Origin of the sequence: Nguyenibacter sp. L1, from assembly GCF_035199985.1 — a bacterium.
Lineage (GTDB): Bacteria > Pseudomonadota > Alphaproteobacteria > Acetobacterales > Acetobacteraceae > Gluconacetobacter > Gluconacetobacter vanlangensis.
In genome coordinates this window covers 3,336,243-3,351,669 of the sequence record NZ_CP127015.1, presented here as the reverse complement: position 1 = coordinate 3,351,669, position 15,427 = coordinate 3,336,243, and the positions used below count along the sequence as shown (strand labels likewise).

At 68.8% G+C, this 15,427-nt stretch carries 13 protein-coding genes, 1 tRNA gene and 1 riboswitch; of the genes, 3 read left to right on the top strand and 11 right to left on the bottom strand.

Going from position 1 to position 15,427, the window contains the following annotated elements:
• Nucleotides 1-7: 7 nt before the first annotated feature.
• Nucleotides 8-538: a transcription termination/antitermination protein NusG gene (gene nusG / locus QN315_RS15060; protein WP_176640516.1), complete on the top strand. Its 531-nt coding sequence runs from the start codon at nt 8-10 to the stop codon at nt 536-538.
• A 69-nt stretch (nt 539-607) separates the two neighbouring features.
• On the opposite strand, the gene QN315_RS15055 is transcribed toward nusG, so the two are convergent.
• The 3 genes from QN315_RS15055 to QN315_RS15045 are packed head-to-tail and all read right to left on the bottom strand — an operon-like array spanning nt 608 to nt 4,419.
• On the bottom strand, nt 608-1,249 hold the full coding sequence (locus QN315_RS15055; RefSeq protein ID WP_323990120.1) for a PqiC family protein: 642 nt from the start codon (nt 1,247-1,249) through the stop codon (nt 608-610).
• Between the two features lie 3 nt (nt 1,250-1,252).
• Complete coding sequence (locus QN315_RS15050) at nt 1,253-2,938, bottom strand: intermembrane transport protein PqiB (protein WP_176640426.1); 1,686 nt, start codon at nt 2,936-2,938, stop codon at nt 1,253-1,255.
• Nucleotides 2,935-4,419 (bottom strand): paraquat-inducible protein A, encoded by a 1,485-nt coding sequence (locus tag QN315_RS15045; protein ID WP_176640425.1) that lies wholly within the window; start codon nt 4,417-4,419, stop codon nt 2,935-2,937. The genes QN315_RS15050 and QN315_RS15045 overlap by 4 nt, the downstream gene beginning before the upstream one ends.
• A 91-nt stretch (nt 4,420-4,510) precedes the next feature.
• Here QN315_RS15045 and QN315_RS15040 point away from each other — a divergent pair.
• Nucleotides 4,511-4,585: transfer RNA gene (locus QN315_RS15040), tRNA-Thr, on the top strand.
• Nucleotides 4,586-4,648: 63 nt separating this feature from the next.
• On the opposite strand, the gene QN315_RS15035 is transcribed toward QN315_RS15040, so the two are convergent.
• Nucleotides 4,649-6,109: an ATP-binding protein gene (locus QN315_RS15035; protein ID WP_323990118.1), complete on the bottom strand. Its 1,461-nt coding sequence runs from the start codon at nt 6,107-6,109 to the stop codon at nt 4,649-4,651.
• Nucleotides 6,087-6,803 carry a response regulator transcription factor gene (locus tag QN315_RS15030; protein ID WP_323990117.1) on the bottom strand — a complete coding sequence of 239 codons (717 nt, stop codon included), beginning with the start codon at nt 6,801-6,803 and terminating at the stop codon, nt 6,087-6,089. Before QN315_RS15030 ends, QN315_RS15035 begins: the two co-directional genes overlap by 23 nt.
• A 242-nt stretch (nt 6,804-7,045) precedes the next feature.
• On the opposite strand from QN315_RS15030, the gene QN315_RS15025 reads away from it, so the two are divergent.
• Complete coding sequence (locus tag QN315_RS15025; RefSeq protein ID WP_323990116.1) at nt 7,046-8,035, top strand: sulfite exporter TauE/SafE family protein; 990 nt, start codon at nt 7,046-7,048, stop codon at nt 8,033-8,035.
• An 11-nt stretch (nt 8,036-8,046) separates the two neighbouring features.
• Here the strand turns inward: QN315_RS15025 and QN315_RS15020 are convergent, their stop codons facing one another.
• The 6 genes from QN315_RS15020 to QN315_RS14995 form a co-directional block, all read right to left on the bottom strand.
• Nucleotides 8,047-9,084 (bottom strand): glycosyltransferase family 1 protein, encoded by a 1,038-nt coding sequence (locus QN315_RS15020; RefSeq protein WP_323990114.1) that lies wholly within the window; start codon nt 9,082-9,084, stop codon nt 8,047-8,049.
• Between the two features lie 87 nt (nt 9,085-9,171).
• Nucleotides 9,172-10,002 (bottom strand): UDP-2,3-diacylglucosamine diphosphatase, encoded by an 831-nt coding sequence (locus tag QN315_RS15015; RefSeq protein WP_176640748.1) that lies wholly within the window; start codon nt 10,000-10,002, stop codon nt 9,172-9,174.
• Between the two features lie 116 nt (nt 10,003-10,118).
• Nucleotides 10,119-10,862 carry an ABC transporter ATP-binding protein gene (locus tag QN315_RS15010; RefSeq protein WP_323990113.1) on the bottom strand — a complete coding sequence of 248 codons (744 nt, stop codon included), beginning with the start codon at nt 10,860-10,862 and terminating at the stop codon, nt 10,119-10,121.
• Between the two features lie 86 nt (nt 10,863-10,948).
• Nucleotides 10,949-11,953 carry an iron ABC transporter permease gene (locus tag QN315_RS15005; protein ID WP_323990111.1) on the bottom strand — a complete coding sequence of 335 codons (1,005 nt, stop codon included), beginning with the start codon at nt 11,951-11,953 and terminating at the stop codon, nt 10,949-10,951.
• Nucleotides 11,950-12,870 carry an ABC transporter substrate-binding protein gene (locus tag QN315_RS15000; protein ID WP_323990109.1) on the bottom strand — a complete coding sequence of 307 codons (921 nt, stop codon included), beginning with the start codon at nt 12,868-12,870 and terminating at the stop codon, nt 11,950-11,952. Before QN315_RS15000 ends, QN315_RS15005 begins: the two co-directional genes overlap by 4 nt.
• A 1-nt stretch (nt 12,871) precedes the next feature.
• The gene (locus QN315_RS14995) at nt 12,872-14,962 is read right to left on the bottom strand and encodes a TonB-dependent receptor domain-containing protein (protein ID WP_323993545.1); all 2,091 of its coding nucleotides are present in this window, start codon (nt 14,960-14,962) and stop codon (nt 12,872-12,874) included.
• A 112-nt stretch (nt 14,963-15,074) separates the two neighbouring features.
• A riboswitch (cobalamin riboswitch) is annotated at nt 15,075-15,311 on the bottom strand.
• Nucleotides 15,312-15,427: the final 116 nt, after the last annotated feature.

Sequence of the window (15,427 nt, the reverse complement as noted above, 5' to 3'; positions counted from 1 at the left end):
ACGGACCATGGCAAAACGTTGGTACGTGGTTCACGTCTATTCCGGCTTCGAGAAGAAGATCGCCCAGCACATCAAGGAACAGGCGGCGCAGAAGGGCCTGTCCGACCATTTCGGCGACATCCTCGTGCCGTCCGAAGAGGTGGTCGAGGTGCGGCGCGGCCAGAAGGTCAGCGCCGAGCGGAAATTCTTCCCGGGCTACGTGCTGGTCAACATGGAACTGACCGACGAGGCGTGGCACCTGGTCAAGGACACGCCCAAGGTCACCGGCTTCCTGGGCAGCAAGACCCGCCCGTCGCCGATTCCCGCCGCCGAGGCCGAACGGATCATGAAGCAGGCGCAGGAAGGCGTGGAACGCCCCCGCCCTTCGGTCACGTTCGAGATCGGCGAGCAGGTGCGCGTGTCCGACGGCCCGTTCACCTCGTTCAACGGCACGATCGAGGAAGTGGACGAGGAAAAGGCGCGCCTGAAGGTCAGCGTCTCGATCTTCGGCCGCTCGACGCCGGTCGATCTCGAATACAGCCAGGTCGAGAAGCTCTGAAATTTCGTGTCCCGTCACGAAAAAAGGCGCCGCGAGGCGCCTTTTTTCGTTTGGCCCGCCCGCTCGGACTCAAGCCGCCGGCAGCGCGCGCAACTGCGCCGCCGCCTGGTCCGCGACCTGCCCCAGCAGGGCGCTCAGCGCCGCCACCATGGCCCCGGTCCCGGATCCGGAAATCGGCCCGGCCAGCGACAGCGCGCCGGCGGCGCCTCCCGCCCCCGGCCGGTGCACGCCCAGGCTGCCGGCCAGCACGGCGAAGCCGCGCGAATCGCCGGCAAAGCGGGTAACGCTCAGCTCCACCACCGCCTGCGGCACGGTGGCCACCGCATCGTTCTGGGCGAAGACCGCGCTGCCCGGCAGGCGCTGCTGCAGGTCGGTGGCCAGGACATGGGCGATCATGCCCGGCAGCGACTCGCTCCAGGCCGCGCCGCCGGCCAGGCGCACCCGGTACGCCTCGTCGCTGCGCACGATCCGGTCGCGATCCAGCGACAGGGCGACCGTGGGGGTGCGGATTTCGATCACCGCCGGCGCGCCCCCCTGGGCCGTCCCCGGCCAGGGCGCCAGGGCGTAGAAAGCGGGATCGGACGAACAGGCCGCCAGCGGCGCCGCGCCGGCCAGCAGGCCGAGTCCGGCCTGCAGAACCCCCCGGCGCGACGCCGAACGGCCGGAGAAGGGGCCGGATAAAGACCCGGGCGACATGCCAGGCAACGTCATCGACTAGCGTCCCGTAATCAGCGCCGAAGGATGGCGATTGAGGAAATCGGTCAGAAACCGCACCGAGCGCGCGGTCTCGTCCAGTTGCACCAGCATCTGCTGCAGATCGCGATGGAAATCGGTGTCGCCGCCATAGCTGGCCAGCAGCAGGTTCGCGTTCTTCAGCGCGCCATCCAATTGCGCGCTCATCTGCGGCAGGCGCTGCAGCAGCGGATGCATGCCGCTGCGCGCATCGCTGGTCAGACCCTGCACGCTGCGCAGCGAATCGCGCAGGGCGACGATCGCCTGGCGGAGTTCGGGGCTGTTGATCCGTGCGTCCGAATGGGCCAGCAGGCTGTTCAGATTGTCGCCCACCTGCGTCAGCGGCAACGCCGCGATCTTGTCCGCGACGGTCGAGAGCGAATCCATGACGCCGCTCATCCCCCCCGCCTTGCTGGGGATGACCAGGGCCGTGCCCTCGACCGCGACGGTGGCCGGCGGCGCGTTCCTGACGAAATTCAGGTCGATCATCGCCTCGCCGGTCAGGAAGCTGGCGGTATCGACCGAAGCCCGCAGCCCGTTATCGACCAGCGCCCGCACCAGTTCAGGCCCGGCGCCACGGTGGATCTCGCCGGCCGCCAGAATGCGTTCCGGCTGGATTTCCATGCCGACGCGCACCCGGGCGGTGCCGGCCTTCTGGTCCAGGTCCAGCTTCACGCCGGTCACGGTTCCGACCTGGATGCCGAACATCGTCACCTGCGCGCCGACCGCCAGGCCCGACACCGAATTGGTCAGATAGGTCGCCAGCGACAGCCGCTCGCGATAGCCGGCATTGTCGGCCTCTTCCTGGCTGCCGTACAGGCGGAAGACGGAATCGCGCGGCGCCCCGGGGGCCGATTGCCCGATACGCTGCGGCGACAGGCCGAAGGCGACCCCGCCCGAGAACAGCGCCTGGATCGATTGCAGCTTGACCTTCAGCCCTCCGGCCCCGAACCCGACCTGCACGCCCGAGACGTTCCAGAAACGCGTATCGGTCCGCAGATAGCTGTCATAGGGCGAACGGATGAAGAGCTGGATCAGGATCGGCCCGACCCCGCCCGGCGGCATGGTATAGCCCAGCACTTCCCCCACATCGACGTCGCGGAAGAAGACCGGCGCGCCCGGACCGATCGACCCCAGCGACCCGGTGATCAGCGTATAGGTGCTGCCCGGCTCGTCCGACCGCAGGCCGGGCGGGGATTCCAGGCCGGTGAAGTCCGTGGTGCTGGTCCCGCCGGGCTCGCCAGGGTCCATCGCGATATAGGCCCCCGACAGCAGCGTCTCCAGCCCGGTGACGCTGGCGCCGTTCAGGCGCGGCCGCACCACCCAGAACCGCGCATGGTCGGTCAGCATCGGCGCGGCATTGGCGCTCATGCGCACGCGGACCTCGACATGGCGCATGTCGGGGGTCAGGCGCACATTCTGCACCGTGCCCAGCGTCACGGACTTGTTCTTGACCTGGGTCTGGCCGGCGGTCAGCCCGTCGCCGGTATCGAAGGTAAGGGTGATTTCCGGCCCGCGCCCCTCGAACCCCTTCCAGCCCAGATAGAGGGCGATGGCCAGCGCCACCACCGGAACCAGCCAGACGATCGAAAAACGGTATTTGCGGGCCGAAGCCCGGGGCGGGACAGGGCGCCGGCCTCCGGGAAAATCTTGGGGGTCGTCCGTCACGCCTGCTTCGGCTCCATCGTTCCGCTCTCTGTCGCTCCGTCCTCCGCCATGGCCTTGCCGGGACGCGCCTGCACGACGGCGGACGGCACGCCGTCGGGCGACGGGCCGTTCAGGCCGGCCGCGTCCCACATCACCCGCGGGTCGAAGCTGGATGCCGCGAACAGGGTCAGGACGACCACCGCGGCGAAAGACACCATGCCGGCATTCGCCGTGACGTTGGCCAATGAATTGAACCGCACCACCGCCACCAGGATCGAGACCATGAACACGTCGATCATCGACCAGCGGCCGATAATGTCAACCAGGTGGAACAGGCGCGTCCGCTGCACCAGGGCGAAGGACGAGCCGCGCCAGGTGCAGACCACCATCCAGCTCAGACTGACGATCTTGAGCATCGGCACCGCGATGCTGGCGAAGAACACCAGCAGCGACAGCGGCACCATGCCGTCCTGCCACAGTTCGATCGCCCCCTCGATGATCGTATGGCTGCCGCCCCCGCCGATCTTGAAGAAGGTCATGACGGGATAGAGGTTGGCCGGGACATAGAAGACGATCGCCGCGATCAGGAACGCGGTGGTGCGCGCCAGCGTCTCGGGCGCCCGCCGCCAGACCCGATGGTCGCAACGCGGACAGACCCCGACGCAGCGCAGGTTGCTGACCGGTTCGTTCAGCTCGCCCACCAGGCCGCAGGATTGGCAGGCCACCAGATGGCTGGGCGGCGGCATGGCGATCGTGTCGATATGGGCGAAGCGCACATGCACCCGGCGCCCATCCTCCATCCGGGTCACGGAATCGACGCGGCGATGGCGCCAGATCAGTTCGGTATCCAGGGTGGAGTCGGTGGCCGCCATGGTCAGCATCAGCGCCGAGATCAGATAGACGGCGGGCCCCACATCGACATGGGCCAGGTCGGTCAGCTTGGTATAGGCCACGAAGATCCCCAGGACATAGACCTCGATCATCGACCAGGGACGCAGCTTCTCGTACCATACCAGCAGATGGGGGGCCCAGTCGGGCAGGGCGCGGCGGCTGGCCGCATACAGGATGGCGAACATCATGCCGATGACGACGGCCGGGGCGATCACCGTCACCAGCCCGACCAGGATCCCGGCCTCGCCCCATCCCTCATGCAGCAATTCCATCGGGCCGGTCACCAGGTCGACCGTGCGCTCGCGCCCATAGACGTCCAATGTCATCAGCGAGGACGCCAGCGCCGCCAGGTACAGCGCGCAGGAACTGATGCAGAAGGCCAGGGGCGTCTGCAGCGGCGAGGTCCGCCGCCGCCATTCCAGCGTCTGCCCGCAGCGGGCACATGCGGCCAGTTGGCCCGGCTGCAGCGCGGGCATGCGCTGGAACATCCCGCAGCCCCGGCACTCGACCAGCCCGCCGATCGTCCAGACATGCCGCATGGCCGCCGGCCGCTGCGGCCAGCCGGCCGCACGGCGAAAACGGGAAGCCCGGGCAGAGATCGTCTCGCTCATCACATGCCGCACTATAATTCAATTTCGTGACGGAGATAGTCATTCAACATATTGCGGGCATGCCAGAGGTCGGATATAGCGCACGCGTCGTGCCGACATAGCTCAGGGGTAGAGCAACTGATTCGTAATCAGTAGGTCCTCGGTTCAATTCCGAGTGTCGGCACCATTTTCCCATAAAATCAGATATTTGGATCGGATTCCTCGTCCGCTCTTCGCCGTGTCGCCTCGGTCAGGCCGCCGGGCTGCGCGGCGAGTCGCCGGCCGCAGCGTCATCGGGCAGGATGATCGTGCAGCGCAGGCCGGGACGATTGTCCGACAGGCTGATCGTCCCGCCATGCAGCCGCACGATCGCCCGCACCAGGCTCAGCCCCAGCCCGCTGCCGGGCACCGAGCGGCTGGCATCCAGCCGGACGAACCGCTGAAAGACGCGCTCGCGGGCGTCGGGCGGAATGCCCGGCCCGTCATCGGCCACCACCAGCAGGATCCTGCCGTCCGCCAGCCGTCCGTCGAGGGAAATCCGGCTGCCGGCGGGCGTGTGGTTGATGGCGTTTTCCACCAGGTTGGACAGCATCTGCATCAGCAGGACCGGATCGCCGGCGACGGTGCCGGGCACCGGCCCGGGCACGATCAGGACCTGCCCCCGGTCCTCGGCCACCGGGCCATAGAGGTCCGTGATCCGGCGGGTCAGGTCGTCCAGGCTGACCCGGGCGCAGGTGCCGGTCGAAATCTCCGCCTCGATCTGCGACAGGCGCAGCAGCGAGGAAAAGGTCTCCAGCGCGGCGTCCAGGTCGCCCAGCGCGTCCTCGATCGTGTCGCGGGCCGCATCGGGCAGGCGCTCGGCCAGGGCGGCGGCCTCCAGCCGCCGGCGCAGACGCGACAGCGGACGGCGCATGTCGTGGGCGATGTCGTTGGACACCTGCTGCAGGCTGGAGATCAGGCGCTCGTTGCGCTCGAGCATGGCATTGAGGCTGTGCGCCAGGTGGTCGAATTCGTCATCCGCGCCCTGATAGGGAATCCGCTGCGCCATGTCCCCGCTCATGATCCGGCGCGCGGTCACGCTGATCGTCTCGATCCGGCCGAGGATGATGGTGCTGAGGATCATCCCGCCGCCCACCCCCAGCACCGAGAACCCCACCAGGCTCCATCCCACGATGATCCAGAAATCGTGCCGCAATTCGGTCAGGGAGCGTGCATTCAACCCGACGAAGAAATAGCCGCCGTCATTCAGCAGCACGCCCTCGCCGTAGATCGCGCTTTCCGGTTCGCCATAAAGCTGGCGGTGCGCCCGCGACAGCCAGCGGCTGCCCGGCTGGGGGCGCAGATGCAGCATGTTGCCGGCCAGCACCCGGTTGGCGCCGTCTTCCAGCAGATAGAAGAAATCCGGCTCATGGCGGACCAGGTTCTGGACCACCGGCCGGAAATGCGCCAGGTCCATCCCTCCGGCGGCCGAGATGACCTCGGTCCGCTCGGCCCGGACGGCCCGGCGGATCTGTTTTTCCAGCGAATGCTGGCTCTGCAGCCCCGACAGCAGGATCGCCAGCGCGCCCGACAGCATCAGAAAGCCGGCGAACAGCAGCACGATCCGGAAGGACAGGCTGGAGGTGATGCGATAGAGCGCGTCCAGCCTGCCCCTAACCGCTCCCCTAACCGCTCCCCTAACCGCCCCCCTAACCGCCACGGGAATGGTCAAGATCCACGTCCCTCAGGATATAGCCGACACCGCGGACCGTCTGGATCAGTTGCCGTCCGTCGTGACCCAGCTTGTCGCGCAGGCGGCTGATATGGGTTTCGACGATATTGGTACGCACGGGGAAATCCACGTTCCAGGCATAAAGCAGCAGCATCTGTCGCGACAGGACCGTTCCCGGGTTGCGCATGAAATATTCGAGAATCTTCACCTCCTGCGGCTGCAGATGCAGCCTGTCGCCATAGCGCGTGACCTCGCGGGTCAGCAGGTCCAGCGTGATTCCCGCCATCCTGAGGGTGGTGACATGCCGCGCCGGCCCCGCTCGCCGCAGCAGCACGGCCACCCGGGCGGCCAGTTCCCGGACCGCGAACGGCTTGACCAGATAATCGTCCGCCCCGCCGCGCAGGCCGCCGACCCGGCTGGCGACGCCGTCCATGGTGGTCAGGAACAGCACGGGCGTGCGGATCCCGGCCTCGCGCAGGCGGACCAGGACGGCCATCCCGTCCATGCCCGGCAACATCCGGTCCAGCACGATGATGTCCCATTCGCGCGAAAAGATCAGTGACAGCCCGTCGGTGCCGTTGGCCGCACAGGTGACGGCGATCCCGTCCTGCGCCAGGCCGTCGCAGACATAGGCGGCCGTATCGGGATCGTCCTCGACCAGCAGCAGGCGCGGGGGCGGTTGGTCGTCCGTCATGGTTCGTCCGTCATGGCTCGTCCGTCATGGGGGCGCGGCACAATAGCGGCCGCCGCCCCCCGCCCGTAAGGGCTGCCGGGAAAAGATTGGGGCCTTTTAAGAATCGTCGCCCGTTAAAGAACGTCGCCGGATACGCCGGAATGGACGATTGGGAGAATGTAAGCTGACAGGCTCTGCCGGAATCCGGCATCCTGCCCGCGCGGCCCGGCGCAGCGGGCCCGCCCGCGGGAGCCCGGACGCCGATGCTGCTATGGAGCCTGATCTTTGCTGTCTCGACCCTCGCCTTCGGCCTCAGCGCGGTCTCGGGGGGCGGGGCCGGACTGATCCTGATGCCGCTGCTGGGCCTGGCCGTTCCGGCCGCGCAGGTGCCGGCCGCCCTGTCGATTGGCACCGCCGCCAGTTCGCTGGCCCGCATCGCCGCGTTCCGGCGCGCGGTGCGCTGGGACGTGGTGCGGCATTTCGCCCCCACCGCCCTGCCCTTCGCCATGCTGGGCGCCTGGGCGCTCAGCCGCATGGACCCGGTCTATCTGAACCTGCTGCTGGGATTGTTCCTGGTGGGCAATGTGCCGCTGCTCTTTCGCAGGACGCCCCATATGGTGAACGACAAGGGTGCGGATGGCGGGACGCCGCACCAGGCCTGGCTGTCGGCCATCGGGGCGGCGGCGGGCTTCCTGTCGGGCTTCACCGGTGCGGTCGGACTGCTCTTCAACGGGTTCTATTACCGGCTGGGCCTGCGCAAGGAGGAAATCGTCGCGACCCGGGCGGCCAACGAGATCATGCTGCACCTGCTCAAACTGGCCCTGTACGGCGCGTTCGGCCTGCTGGACGCGCGGGGATTGGCCGCCGGCGCCGCGGTGGCCGCCGCCGCCATCCTGTCATCCCTGCTGATGCGCCGGATCCTGCCCTATCTGCACGAACGCCTGTTCCGCCATGTCGGCCATGTCGCGACCGTGGCGGCCGGGGTGGCCATGCTGGTCGCCGCCGGCGGGCAGATCGCCCGCCAGGATCGGCTCGCCCTGCATTATGCCCACGCCCCCACGCAGATCGCGGCCTCGCTGTCCTGGCGGCGACATGTCTTCGCCGTCGAATGGGAACCGCATGACGAGCTGGAACTCAGCCATTCCATCCGCGACTGGACTCTCGGCGACCGGCCCCGGGCCGCCGCTCCGCCGCCGCACAGCTATATCCTGCATGTCTCGCCGCACAAGGGACTGTACGACACCCGGATCTGAATCCGGCACCATCAACGCGGCACGCTCACCCCCTGCGCCCGGACGACGGCGTCCAGGAACATCCGCGCGCAGGCATTCCAACTGAAGCGCGCGGCATAGGCCCGGCAGGCCGCCCGGTCGCCGTTCAGGGCGGCCAGGATGCCGGCCCGCAAATCCGGCCCGATCGCGCCGAGCGGGGACACGCCCCGCGGCAGGATGTCGCGCGGTCCGGTCACGTCGAAGGCCGCGACCGGCAGGCCACAGGACAGGGCCTCCAGGATCACCAGCCCGAACGTGTCGGTCAGGCTGGGAAACACGAACACGTCGCTGGCGGCATAGGACGCCGCCAGGTCGGCGCCTTCCTTGTAACCGGTAAAGACGACGCCGGGATAGCGCGCGGCGAGGTCCGCGCGGTCGGGCCCGTCACCGACCACGATCTTGGTGCCGGGCAGGTCCAGGTCGAGGAACGCGGTCAGGTTCTTCTCGATCGCCACCCGGCCGACATAGAGCATGTACGGCCCCGGAACGCCGTACAGCGCCTGCCAGTCATGGCCGGCCGAGTCGGGGCTGAACCGGTCGATGTCCACACCCCGCGTCCAGCATTCCAGATGGCGGAAGCCGCGATCGCTCAACTCGCCCAGCATGCTGGGCGTCGGCACCAGGGTCAGCGCCGCGGCGCCGTGGAACCAGCGCAGGAACCCATAGGGCACGCGGGTCGGCAGCCCGCTCCGCGCCCGGATATATTCGGGGAACCGCGTATGGAACGACGAGGTGAAGCATCGCCCGTTGCGGATCGCCCATCGCCGCGCGGCCAGCCCCAGCGGCCCCTCGGTCACGATATGGATCGCGTCGGGACCAAACGCCCCGATCAGCCGGCGCAACCGGCGATAGGGCAGCACGCTCAGCCGGATTTCCGGATAGGTCGGACAGGGAATGGTCCGGAACAGGTGCGGACCGATGACCGACACGGTCACCCCCATCGCGCGCAATTCGTCCGCCAGGCGCGACACGGTGCGCACCACGCCGTTGACCTGGGGATACCAGGCATCGGTGATCACAAGCAGGCGCAAGGCATGGTCCGCCAATGCATGATCCGCCGATACATGATCCACCGATACGGGCCCGGCACGATCCAGAACCGCGGCAGACAGCGTCATTCAGGCGCCGGCCGGAAACAGCAGCGACGCCAGGCGCGATGCGTTCGCCGGCAGGCGGCGGCGCACATCGGTCATGTCCAGCAATTCCATGCTGCCGTCATGATGCTCGACCAGCGCGGTGCAGCTTTCGACCCAGTCGCCGTCGTTCATGTACAGCACGCCGTCCAGGTCCTTGATGATGGCGTGGTGGATATGGCCGCAGATCACGCCGTCCATCCCGCGGCGCCGTGCCTCGTCCGCGACGGCGGTCTCGAACCGGTCGATGGCCATGACCGCGCCCTTGACCTGCCGCTTCAGCCATTTCGACAGCGAGCGATAGGGCAGGCCCAGCCGGCGGCGCACCAGATTGAACCAGCGATTGACGATCAGCGCCGCCGTATAGGCCCGGTCGCCCAGCATCGCCAGGAACGGGGCATAGCGCACGACGCTGTCGAACTCGTCGCCGTGCAGGACCAGGAATTTCCTGCCCGCCGCGGTCACGTGCTCGGCCGTTTCGCACAGGCGGATGCCCGCGACCTCCAATTGATGCGGCAGCCAGCGGCGCAGGATCTCGTCGTGATTGCCGGGGATATAGACGATCTCGGTCCCCTTGCGGCCCATGCGCAGGATCTGGTTCACCACGTCGTCGTGATGACTGTTCCAGAACCAGGAGCGTTTCAGCTTCCATCCGTCGATGATGTCGCCGACCAGATAGAGACGTTCGCACGTCATGCCGCCCAGGAATTCCGACAGAAGATCCGCGCGGCAATCGCGCGTGCCCAGGTGGACGTCGGAAAGGAAGACGGTCCGGTAACTGGCCGACGCAAGCCGGTCGTTCAGAATCACGTTCATCGCGGACAGCACACCCAGATGAAAGACGGGCTTCTTCTACCCGGAACCGTCCATTACTTTTGTGTATCTTTCATGAAATCGGCGGCAGGGCGCGAGCCGCCCCGTGTTGCGCGCCCTCACTCCGTCAGCGACCAGGGGATGACCGCCTGGCCGATGCGCCGGACCGCGACGCCATAGACCGCCTGCATGGCCATGTCGGTCAGGACGTCCTGCGGCACGCCGTCCGCCACGACGCGCCCGGCCTGCATCAGCATCACCCGGTCGCAGAAGCGCGCCGCCAGCGCCAGGTCGTGCAGCACCACCGCCACCCCCGTCCCCCCCGCCGCCAGCCGCCGGAACGACGCCATGACGTTCAGCGCGTGCGCCGGGTCCAGGGCCGCGACCGGCTCGTCGGCCAGCAGATAGGCGGCTTCGACCGCCAGGGCGCGCGCCAGGCGCATCCGCGCCCGCTCGCCCCCCGACAGCATGCTGCCGGGCCGCGCGCGCAGGTCCAGCAGGTCCGTCTCGCGCAGCGCGCGGGCGATCGCCTCCCGGTCGCGGGCCCGTTCCGGATGGGCCCGGTGCGGCAGGCGGCCCAGCGCGACCAGGTCCTCGACCCGCATCGGCGGCGGCGCCACGTCCTCCTGCGGCAGGAAGGACAAGTGCCGGGCCCGCCATCCGGCCGCCGCCGCCGCCAGGTCGCGCCCATCCAGCACGGCGCCCCCCGCATCCGGCCGCTGCATGCCGGCCATGACGCGCAGCAAGGTGCTCTTGCCCGCGCCGTTCGGGCCGATCAGCCCCAGCACCTCGCCCGGCGCCAGCCGCGCCGCCGCATCGTCCAGGATCGTCCGCCCCGCCAGGGACAGGGTGGCGCCACGCACATGTAAGCCATCCCCGGGCAGGCCATCCCTGGGCAAACCATCCCTGGGCAAACCATCCCTGGCCAAGCTATCCCTGGGCAGGCCGTTCATGACAGGCCCCGGCGCATGGCGACCACCCGGTGGAAGAAGACCGGCGCGCCCATCAGCGCGGTGACCACGCCGATCTGCAATTCCGTGCCGCCCGACAGCAGCCGCACCGCCGCGTCCGAGACCAGCAGCAGCAACGCCCCGCCCAGCGCGGCCGGCAGCAGCAGCCGCGCGGGCTGGTGCCCGGTCAACGGCCGCAGCAGATGCGGGATGATCAGCCCGACGAAGCCGATCGCCCCGCTGACCGCGACCGACGATCCGACCGCCAGCGCCGCGCCCAGGATCACCCGCGCCTGCACCCCGCGCGCGCCGCGCAGGCGAAAGCCCAGGCTTTCCGCCACCTCGTCGCCCAGCGCCAGCGCATCCAGTGCCCGCGCGGTCGTCAGCATCAGGATCCAGCCGGCGATGATCCCGGGCAGGCTGACCCATACATGGGTGAAGGTCCGGTCGGTCAGCGACCCCATGACCCAGCGCATGATCTCGAACGACGCATAGGGGCTGGGCATCAGGTTCAGCGCCAGCGCCGTCAGCGCGGCGGCGAAGCTGCTCAGCGCGGCCCCGGCCAGCAGCAGGACCAGCGCCCCGCCCTGCCCCACCAGGCCCATCAGCAGCAGCACCGCCAGCAGCGCCCCGGCCAGCCCGCCCAGCGGCAGCATCAGCACCGACACCGCCGTCAGCCCGGTATAGAAGACCAGGACCGACCCCAGGGCCGCGCCGCCCGATACCCCCAATATGCCCGGATCGGCCAGCGGATTGCGCAGATAGCCCTGCAGCACCGCGCCGGACAGGCCCAGCGTGCCGCCGACCGACGCCGCCAGCAGGGCCCGCGGCAGGCGCAGCTCGCCCAGGATCACCGCGCCGGCGCTGTGCCGCCCCGCCAGCAGGTCGCGCAGCGCCGGCAGGAAGGCGATGCGGCTATCCCCCCAGGCCAGCGACAGCAGCAGCAGCGCCAGGACGGCGCCGGCCAGGGCGCCCAGCAAGGGCAGGTCGCGGCGATCGATCATCGGCCGGCCTCCTGCGCCGGATCGGAGTCTTCCGGGGCGACGTGCTCCGGGGCGAAATGCTCCAGGGCCTGGCGGGCCTGCGCCAGCCGGTCCAGCGTATCCAGCGTCTGCGGCAGCCCGCACAGCCACAGCCGGCCGGGCAGCGACAGGCGATGCGCGCCGGGAAAGGCCGCGCGCAGCGCCGGATGGTCCAGCAGGTCCTGCGCCAGCGAGGTGCCGGTCTCCGAACGGATCAGCACCAGCAGGTCGGGCGGCCGGGCGATCAGATCCTCGATCGGCAGATAGGCCGCATGACGATGCCCCATGGTGGCGGCAAAGTTGCGGAACCCCGCATGGGCCAGCATATCGTCGGCCAATGTCCCCGTACCCGTCACGAAGCCGTTGGCGGCATAGAGCGCGGCGACCGGGTCGCCGCCCCCGGGCGCGGCCGCCCGGGCGATCGGCCGGGCGGCCAGGCGCCGTTCGAACGCGCCGGCCAGGGCGGCGCCCCGTTCGGGCACGCCGGCCGCCTCGGCCAGCGCGCGGAACTGGCCCGGTATGTCCGCCAGCCGCTCGGCCGGCGCGAACTGCACCACCGTCAGGCCGGCCTGGCGCGCCGCCAGCAGGGCGGTCATCGCCGTATAGTTTCCGCCGACCACCAGGTCGGGCCGGGCCGCCACCACGGCCTCGGCCGTCGGGCGGATCGTCGGCACCGCCCGCGCCGCATCGCACAACATCGAATAGGCGCAATCGCGCGCCAGCGGCGACAGGCCGGCGATGTCCTGCGGCGGGACCAGCAGCAGCAGCATCTGGTCGGTGCACAGGTTCAGCGAGACGATCCGATGCCGCGCCGCCGCCCCCGCGCGCGCCATGGCCGGAATCCCCAGCAGCAGGGCGGCCATTACCGAGGCAAGCAGGGCGCGGGCGGGCAGGCGCATGTCAGTAGGCCAGCGTCACGCCGCCATAGCCGGCCCGGCCGGGCTGGAGATAGCCGATCGGATTTTCATATTGCCGGTTCAGCAGATTGTCGGCCCGCGCGAATACCGACAGGTGGCGGTTGACGCGATAGCGCGCGGCGATGTCGATGGTGACGTAGCCGGGGGCGCGGACATCGCTTTGCATGCCGTAGCGATCGACGTCGCGCCAATGGCTCAGGAACACCAGGCTGCCCGAGACCGTCAGGTCGCGCGTGGCGCGCCAGACGGGGCTGAAGCTGATCTTGTGTTCCGGCCGGCGCTGCAATTCCTGGCCGGTATCGGCATTTTTCGCGACCGTCCAAGTATAGTTCAGCATCAGGTCCAGCGTGTCCAGCGCCTTCCAGCCGATGAAGGATTCCACCCCGTGCAGACGGGCCCGCGCGACATTGACATAGGTATAGTCATAGCCGGACAGCCCGGTGGTGATCAGGTTGTCGACCTTGCTCTGATACCAGGTCGCGCCCATCGTCAGCCGCCCGCGCAGCAGGCGCTGTTCGATGCCGGCGTCATAGCCCAGCAGCCGCTCGGCCTTCAGGTTCGGATTGGCCAAAAAGAAATAGGCCGGATAGCTGACGAACAACTGGCTCAGCGACGGACCGTGATAGCCCGACCCGGCGCTGGCCTTGATGATCGTGCCGGTGCCGGGCACATGGATGGCGGGCGCCGCGCGCCACGTCACGTAATTGCCGTAGCGCGAATTGGAATCGTACCGGATGTTCGCCGCGCCGTACAGGATCTTGCGCCACTGGCCCTGATACTGGCCATAGCCGGCATTGGTATCGGTATGCGCCGAGATCGGGCTGTTCAGGATGGCCTCGTGGATATGTTCGGCCCCCACCAGCAAACTGCCTGCGCGGCCCAGGTCGGCGGTGCCGTGCCAGTCGATCTTCACCCGTTCGCCGCGATAGAAGCTGGGATTGCCGCCGTCCGGCCCCACCGGTTCGTCCACCGTCAGGTCTCGGCTGCGATAGGCCGTGTAGCCCACGCCGAGAATCTGATCGAACCGCCCGCCGAACGAGCGCAGATGCGCCGTGCCGCGCACCACGGCCTCGTTCAGGTTCTGGGTGCTGCGGCCCTGGGTCGGCTCGGGGGGATAGGTGTTGTAGTCGCTGTCGACATAGCGGTACGTCGCCTGCGTCAGGTGCGCCGTCAGCCCCAGGTCGAAATTGTCGGTCACGTCATAGCCCAGGCGGATATTGGCCGAGCGATTGTCGTTGCCGTTGCCCGGCACGTTCAGCCCCGGCGGAATCAGCCGCGGCGGCGTCACCGGCACGCTGGAGACGTGGCTGTGGGTCAGATAGACCGAATAATGGAACCGCTGCCGACTGCCGCGCAGTCCCAGCGCCTCGCCGGTGGTGCCGAAACTGCCGCCCTCGACGCGCAGCGTGGCCTTCATCGGCCCCTCGCCCGCGATCGAGGTGATGTCGATGACCCCGCCCATCGCATCCGCGCCGTACAGGCCGCTTTGCGGACCGCGCAGGATCTCCACCCGGCCGATCCCGTCGGTCAGGAACTGCGCGGCGTCGAACGCGCCGTTCGGATTGCTGGGGTCGTTGATGTCCATGCCGTCCAGCCGCACCTTCACTTCGTTGGCATTGGTGCCGCGCATGAAGATCGAGGTCGTGCCCCCCGGCCCGCCGGTCTGGACCAGGTTCAGCCCCGGCTCCTGCAGCAGCAGGTCGGGCAGGGTGCGACGCTGGCGCAGCGCGATATCCGCTTCGGTAATGACGCTGACGCTGGTGCCGATCTCATCGATGCGGACGGGGCGGCGGGCGGCGCTGACGGTGACGGATTCCGGCAACTGGTCCCCGCCCAGCGCCACCCGGACATGCTGCGCGCCCATGGCGGCATGGGCCGGAGCCGATGCCGGGGCCGATGCCGAAATCGGGGCCGAAATCGGGGCCGCAACCGGCGCGCCGGGCCGCGCCGCGGCCTTCTCCTCCGCCGCATCGGGCGCCTGCGCCAGCGCGCCGTTCCAGCCGGCGAACATCCCGGCGGACAGGGCGGAGGCAAAGAAGGTCGAGCGGGACAGGACCTGTCGAAAATCGTGCATCAAGTTTCGTTCTCGTGACCATGCGCGATTGCCACGAGACGAGACGGGCCCGCCCTTCACCCGGAACGGATCCCCAGCTCGCCCGTCGGATCACCCCGCCCGACGGTTCCCGGTCGCAATCAGTGCTGACGGCAGGTCTCCTGGCTTGCGGCAAGACGTTCCGCATGGCCTTCCCGGAGACGAGAACCCCAGTGGCCCCGGGCCCGAACGCCCGGCGATGCGTGAACATGCCGCTTACAGTTGCGGGGGCAGCCGCAGGATTGGACCGGCCGGCCCGCACTGCGTTCCCTTTTAATCCTCGCACGCCTTTTCATCCGCGCGCGACGGAACCATCGCGCCCTTCATAGAAGCTGCGCCCCGCCTGTCAAGAAATCCGCCTGTCAGGAAAATGGCGCGCCGCCGCCCAGGCCGGATGGCCGCCGAAATCCGCTTTGACGGCCACCGGGCCGGCTGGCAGGATCGCGG